The organism is Kitasatospora sp. NPDC004799 (genome assembly GCF_040609095.1).
In the GTDB taxonomy this organism is placed as follows: domain Bacteria; phylum Actinomycetota; class Actinomycetes; order Streptomycetales; family Streptomycetaceae; genus Kitasatospora.
In genome coordinates this window covers 1-5624 of record NZ_JBEXJK010000494.1, presented here as the reverse complement: position 1 = coordinate 5624, position 5624 = coordinate 1, and the positions used below count along the sequence as shown (strand labels likewise).

Genomic DNA, 5624 nt, shown 5'->3' with positions numbered 1-5624 from the left:
TCCGAGGCCCGGATCACCGCCGCCGGCGACCGCGGGTCCCAGTGGGGGGAGAACCTCGACCGCGCGCCAGGCACCGGCGGCCAGCAGGCCGGAGGCGAGAGCGACGACGCCGAGCGCGACGGAGGCGGTGGCGAGGCCGAGGGCGGCGCCGAGCCAGCCGGCCAGCGGGTAGGTGAGCAGCCAGCAGCCGTGGGACAGGGAGAACTGGGCGGCGAAGACGGCGGGGAGGTCCTCGGTGGCCGCCGAGTCGCGCAGGACGCGGCCGGTGGGGGTGAGGATCAGCGAGCAGGCCGCACCGAAGGCGGCCCACACGGCGAGCAGGACGGGCCAGCGCCAGCCGCCCGGCCCGGCGGCCGTGAGCGCGGCGAGCAGCGCGAAGAGCCCGACGATGCCGAAGGCCGCCGGGAGCATGACCACCCGGTCCGGGGTCCGGTCCAGCACCCGGGGCAGCAGCAGCGCGACGGCCATCGACCCGACCCCGTAGGCGCCGAGCGCGATCGGCACGTCGGTGGCGGTGCGGCCGAGTTCGCCCCGGACGAGGACGACGGTGTTGACGATCACCATGGAACTGGCGGCGGCCGCCGCGAGGTCCAGGGCGAGCATCGCGCGCAGCCGGGGCACGGCGAGGAACAGCCGGGTACCGCGGACGGACCTGGCGAGGACGCCCTCCCCCGCCCCCGCCCGCTCCAGCCGGAGCTGCTCGGGAAGGAGCGGCTCGGGCAGGAGCGGCTTGGGCAGGACGGCGGAGACCACCAGGGCGGCGGAGGCGAGGAACCCGGCGGCGGTGCCCCAGAACAGCCAGTGGTAGCTGATCAGCGCGAGCAGGGCGGCCGCGAGCACCGGGCTGACCAGGCTCTCGGTGTCGTAGGCGAGCCGGGACAGCGAGAGCGCGCGGGTGTACGCGCGCTCCTCGGGCAGCACCTCGGGGATCACCGACTGGAACGCCGGGGTGAAGGCCGCCGAGGCCGACTGCAGGACGAAGATCAGGGCGTAGACCTGCCACACCTCGGTGACGAAGGGCAGGGTGAGGGCGACGGCGGCCCGGGTGAGGTCGGAGGCGGCCATCAGCCGCCGGCGCGGGATGCGGTGGGCCAGCGCGGTGACCACCGGGGCGATGCCGACGTACGCGAGCATCTTGATCGCCAGCGCGGTGCCGAGCACCGATCCGGCGTCCGCCCCGGCGAGGTCGTACGCGAGGAGGCCGAGCGCCACCGTGGCGAGGCCGGTGCCCAGCAGGGCGACGATCTGGGCGGCGAACAGGTGCAGATAGGTGCGGTTGCGCAGCACGGACAGCATGGCGGGACCCCGCTCGGACTGGGCGCGGCAGGACGACACGACCAGGATAGGTCAACATGTGCGCGCGCGTGCACATATTGACGGAAGAACGGCCCGCACCCCGGAGGGCACGGGCCGGAACGGATCGTTCAGTCGTGCGGCGGGAGCCCGCCGATCTGGTGGTCGGCGACGCTCAGCGCCTCGTCGACCAGTCGGCGCAGGTGGCCGTGGCGCAGCGCGTACACCACGCGCCGGCCATCCTTGCGCGTCGTCACCAGGCCGGCCAGCCGGAGCTTGCCGAGGTGCTGGCTGACCGACGTCCTGGGCGCCCCGGCCGCCTCGGTCAGCGTGGTCACGTCGGCCTCACCGGCGCTCAGCCGCTGGAGCAGGGCCAACCGGGTGCGGTCCGCGAGCAGCGCCAGGATGCCGGCCGCGGCCTCCAGCCGCTCGTCGTCCCGGTACTCCTGCGCATGATGCGCACCTGATATCCGAAGGCTCCCGCTCATGGCGCCATCGTAGGGCCCAGGACCCTCCGGGGCCCCGCCCGGGCGGGCCGTGCCGGCCGAAGCCGGAGCGTCGGCAGGCACGGCCCGGTCCTCACGTCACGCGTTCGCGCCCCAGAGGAAACCCGGAACGGGCGTGTAGCGCACGTACGGACGCCACTCGTGGCCCGGCTCGCACGGGTCGGGCGGGCACGGCGGCGGCGGGCACTTGCTGTCCTTGACCGTGATCGCCACGCACGGGCAGTTCGCGGTCAGCTCGACCGTGGTCACCGCGGGCTGCGGCAGACTGTAGCCCTCGGGCGCGGAGACCTCCTGCCAGTAGTACGTGCCCAGCGGCAGGCCGTCCGCCGAGCAGACACCCGACGCGGGGGTCACGCACGGCGCGCCGACCGCGGTGTCGGGGGTAGCCCCCGTGGTCTGCAGACCGGCGACGCCGTTGCTCTCGCGCCACAGCTGGAAGGTCGCCCCGGCCAGCGGCTGACCGGTGTCGGCGTCGACCTTGGTGACGGAGGTGGAACCGGTCTGAGTAGGCGTCTTCACGTCCTTGACGGTGATCTGGACGTTCAGCCGGCTCGCGTCGAGGACGACGGTGGTCACCGCGGGCTGCGGCAGGTCATAGCCGGGAGGCGCAGCGGTCTCCTGCCAGTAGTACGTGCCCAGCGGGAGGTCGGCCGCGGAGCAGACACCCGTCGCGGGGGTCACGCACGGGGAACCGACGGCGGTGTCCGGAGTGGCCCCCGTGGTCTGCAGGCCCGGGACGCCGTTCGTCTCGTGCCACAGCTGGAACGTCGCCCCCGCCAGCGGCTGCCCAGTGACGGAGTCGACCTTCGTCACACTGGTCGACCCCGTCGGAACGACGGTCGCGGTGTCCCTGACGGTGACCGGAACGTTCTGCCCGTTCGTGTCCAGCACGACCGTCGTCACCGCAGGCTGCGGCAGGTCGTACCCGGGAGGCGCGGCGGTCTCCTCCCAGTAGTAGGTGCCCAAGGGCAGACCGCTCGCCGAGCAGACACCCGACGCAGGGGTGACACACGGCGAGCCGACCGCCGTATCCGGCGTCGCCCCCGTCGTCTGAAGACCCGGAACGCCGTTGCTCTCACGCCACAACCGGAAGGTCGCCCCGGCCAGCGGCTGCGACGTCACCGAGTCGACCTTCGTCACACTGGTCGACCCCGTCGGAAGCACGGTCAGGGTGTCCCGGACGGTGACCGGGACGCTCTGCCCGTTGGTGTCCAGCACCACGGTCGTCACCGCGGGCTGCGGCAGGTCATAGCCGGGAGGCGCGGCGGTCTCCTCCCAGTAGTAGGTGCCCAGCGGGAGGTCGGCCGCGGAGCAGACACCCGTCGCGGGGGTCACGCACGGCGCGCCGACCGCGGTGTCCGGGGTCGCCCCCGTGGTCTGCAGGCCCGGAACGCCGTTCGTCTCGTGCCACAGCTGGAACGTCGCACCCGCCAGCGGCAGCGACGTCACCGAGTCCACCTTCGTCACACTCGTCGACCCGGTCGGAACCACCGTCGCCGTGTCCCGCACGGTGACCGGCACGTTCTGCCCGTCCATGGCCAGCACGACGGTGGTCACCGCGGGCTGCGGCAGGTCGTACCCAGGAGGCGCAGCGGTCTCCTCCCAGTAGTACGTGCCCAACAGCAGACCGCTCGCCGAACAGACACCCGACGCAGGGGTGACACACGGCGACCCCACGGCCGTGTCCGGCGTCGCGCCCGTGGTCTGCAGACCGGGAACGCCGTTGGTCTCCTGCCACAGCTGGAACGTCGCCCCCGCCAAGGGCTGCGACGTCGCGGAGTCCACCTTCGTCACGCTGGTCGACCCCGTCGGAAGCACGGTCAGGGTGTCCCGGACGGTGACCGGCACGTTCTGCCCGTCGGTGTCCAGCACGACGGTGGTCACCGCGGGCTGCGGCAGGTCATAGCCGGGCGGCGCGGCGGTCTCCTCCCAGTAGTAGGTGCCCAGCGGCAGACTGCTCGCCGAGCAGACACCGTCCGCCCCGGTGGTGCAGGGAGCGCCCACCGGCGTGTCCGGGGTCGCCCCCGTGGTCTGCAGACCCGCGACGCCGTTGGTCTCGTGCCACAGCTGGAAGGTCGCCCCCGCCAGCGGCAGCGACGTCACCGAGTCCACCTTCGTCACGCTGGTCGAGCCCGTGGGGGTCGGGGTGGTGCCGCAGTCCGGGAGGTCGCCGTTGAAGGGGTAGGCGTGGAACTCGGTCCCGGTCATCCCCGTACCGGAGTTGTGCAGCAGCGAGCCGGTGGTGAAGAACCGTCCGTTCAGGCCGGGCAGGTTCATGGTGGCGGTGCTGGCCGGGTTGCCGACCAGCACGCTGCCCTGGAACTGCCCCGATCCCGTGAGGGTGACGGTGGTCGCCGTCGGGAAGTTCCACAGCAGGCGCTCGCGCAGCTGGTTCCAGGGGTCGGTGTCGAACAGGCTGCCGCTGTAGGTGTTGATGGTGCGGGCGCCGCCCACGAGGTTGACCAGCACCGTGGCGTTCGCGGGGATGCCGGCGAAGGCGATGCCCTGGGTGGTGCCCCCGACTCCGGCGATGTCGAAGTCGACGTTGAAGACCTGGAGGGCGGAGGTGCCGTCGCCGGTGAACAGGGTCTGGTAGCCCTGGTTGACGGCGGTTCCGGTGGCGGGGCGGGGGGTGCCGACCCCGGCGTAGCACTCGCTCGCCGTCTGCAGCTGGCCGCGCAGCGGCGTGTAGGCGGCGACGGCCTGCGGGTCCTGGACCGTCGTGCCGGTGATGGTGCCGCTGGCCGTACCGGCGTAGCGGACGACGCCGCCCTCGGCCAGGAGCGACTGCCCCGGGGCCACGGTGACGTTGCCGCCGGCGGTGAGGAAGTCGGCGCCGTCCGGCGGGGGCACGCGGGAGCCGACGCCGACGATGCCGACGTTGTAGACGGAGCTGACCCCGACGCCCTTGTTCATGTCGAAGTTGCCGAGGGTCACCACGTGGCCCTCGGCCTCCGCGGCCGAACCCCTGACGTTGAAGTCGCCGCCGACGAAGATGTTCACGCCGGCGTCGCGGCCCGCGAAGGGGCCGTTGTTGACCGGGGGGAAGGTGGCCGGGCAGTCCGCGCCCAGACAGGGGCCGAGGCCTCCGGGCAGGCCTGCCGCGTGGGCGGCCGAGGGTGCGACGAGCGACAGGCCGAAGGGGACGAGCGTCAGGGCCAGGGCTGATCCCATCACCCTGCCGAGTCTTCGTCCCCAGCCGACGGCGTTCGCCGGGTGCTGACCGAGCTTCACAACAGTCCTTTCATCATATGAACAGATAGACAGCCCTCGGAGTGTGCTCAGCCAGGACGCCGGGCAGCGGCGACCCGCCGACGGTTTCAGCTGAACGCCGCGCCAAGTGCACCCGATCGGCCCCGTCGGCCCCGGAGCGGCTGGGTCCCCCGACCCCGGATCGGGGACCTCCGGCCCTGATGCGCCATCAGCGGCGGCCCGTCCTGGACGCGTCGAGCGCCCGTCCCACCTGCCTCGCCCGTCCCACCTGCCTCACCCGAACGACACGCCGGTCCGCCGGACGGCCGAGTGGCAGGACCCCGGCCCGCCCGGCCGTTGCCCGGCGTCAACGAGCCGCAGGAAGTCTTCGGAATGAACCAACTAGCCGCCGGGGCAGCCGAGTTGCCGGAATCCCGGTACGAAGTCCGCGTCCGGAGGCCGGGCCCCGGCCGGTCCGGCCCGACCCGCACCCCGGCGGACCTGCCGGCTCCCGACCTGCCCGAACTCGGCGGCACCGCACCGGTCCTGCCCGGGCCGCGGGACTCCTCGCGGGCCAGCGCGGAGACGGCCAGCACCTCGGCCAGGTCGAGCAGGTTGCCCAGCTCGACGGCC

4 protein-coding genes are annotated in these 5624 nt (G+C 73.2%); all 4 read right to left on the bottom strand.

Annotated features, from left to right (window positions below):
* The coding region (locus ABZW03_RS36300; protein WP_355268353.1) for an MFS transporter at nucleotides 1-1296 on the bottom strand (1296 nt) is incomplete at its 3' end.
* Nucleotides 1297-1424: 128 nt separating this feature from the next.
* Nucleotides 1425-1781: a metalloregulator ArsR/SmtB family transcription factor gene (locus tag ABZW03_RS36295; RefSeq protein ID WP_355268344.1), complete on the bottom strand. Its 357-nt coding sequence runs from the start codon at nucleotides 1779-1781 to the stop codon at nucleotides 1425-1427.
* Between the two features lie 96 nt (nucleotides 1782-1877).
* Entirely contained in the window at nucleotides 1878-4973 is a 3096-nt protein-coding gene (locus ABZW03_RS36290; RefSeq protein ID WP_355268350.1) for a SpaA isopeptide-forming pilin-related protein, read from the bottom strand.
* Nucleotides 4974-5119: 146 nt separating this feature from the next.
* Nucleotides 5120-5587, bottom strand: coding sequence for a hypothetical protein (locus ABZW03_RS36285; RefSeq protein ID WP_355268347.1), 468 nt, complete (start codon nucleotides 5585-5587; stop codon nucleotides 5120-5122).
* Between the last annotated feature and the right edge of the window lie 37 nt (nucleotides 5588-5624).